1 protein-coding gene is annotated in these 1,172 nt (G+C 63.3%); it reads left to right on the forward strand.

Annotation, left to right across the window (positions count from 1 at the left end; translation table 11 throughout):
* Positions 1-42 precede the first annotated feature (42 nt).
* Positions 43-1,172: MFS transporter (locus QT222_RS03190; protein WP_491476283.1), on the forward strand; the 1,130-nt coding region annotated here is incomplete at its 3' end.

Below are 1,172 nucleotides of genomic sequence, written 5' to 3' on the forward strand. Positions count from 1 at the left end.
GAGCTCGAACTGGGTCCCAACAACTGCGCAGCGGAGTGATCGATGAGTACAGAAACTGACCTCAAACAAGGTATTCGCGAGCACCTCGGACAGTTCTCACTCCACGTCCTCCTGGTGTTCGCCACCGGGTTGACGATCGGGTCTGAGCGCGCCGTCGTGCCCGTTCTGGGTCGTGACGTCCTCGGCGTCGAGTCGCTGTTCGTTATCGGGTCGTTCGTCGTCTCATTCGGCTTCGTCAAGGCGCTGTTAAACCTCTACGCCGGCAAGTGGGGCAGTGAATACGGCCGCAAGCCCGTACTCATCCTCGGATGGGTGACCGCACTCCCACTCCCTGTCATCCTCATCTTCGCCCCGAGTTGGGGGTGGATTACCGTCGGGAACATCCTGTTGGGCATCAACCAGGCGTTGACCTGGAGTATGGCCATCAACGCGAAAATCGACATCGCCGGGCCAGAGCAGCGAGGACTCGCTGTCGGCATCGACGAGGCCTTCGGGTACAGCGGCGTCGCCGTCGGGGCGTGGGTGACGGGCATCATCGCCGCCCAGACGAGCCTTCGACCTGAGCCGTTCTACTTCCTCGCCGTCGTCGTCGTGCTGGCGTTCCTCATCTCGGTCTTCCTGATCAAAGAAACGGTCCAACTCGCGGAAGTAGAGATAGACGACGAGGACCACCACGACGCGAACCTCCCGTTCGGCGAGGTGCTAAAGCGGGCGACGTACGGCGACAAGACGCTGTTCGCCGCGGCACAGGCGGGCCACATCGAGAAGTTCGTCGATACGCTGTTTTGGCTCGCCGTCCCGCTGTATCTCACGAGTCAGGGCGTCGGCATCGCAGCAGTCGGGTTCGTCGTCGGCGTCCACAGCGCGATGTACTTCCTCCAGATTGCGACCGGTGGACTCGCAGACCGAATCGGCCGCCGTCCGCCAGTGATTGCAGGGATGTTCCTCGCCGGGGCGGGCGTCCTCGGGATGGTGCTCGTCGACGGCTACGTCCTGTGGGCCATCCTCTCGGGTATCTCTGGCCTCGGGATGGCGTTGCTCTACCCGAACCTGATGACCGTTCCCGGCGACGCGGCCCACCCGACGTGGCGCGCAACCGGGATGGGCGTCTACCGGATGTGGCGTGACTCGGGATACGGCGTCGGCGCAATCCTCATCGGCCTCTCGATGGA

This window comes from Haloferax sp. s1, assembly GCF_058382125.1.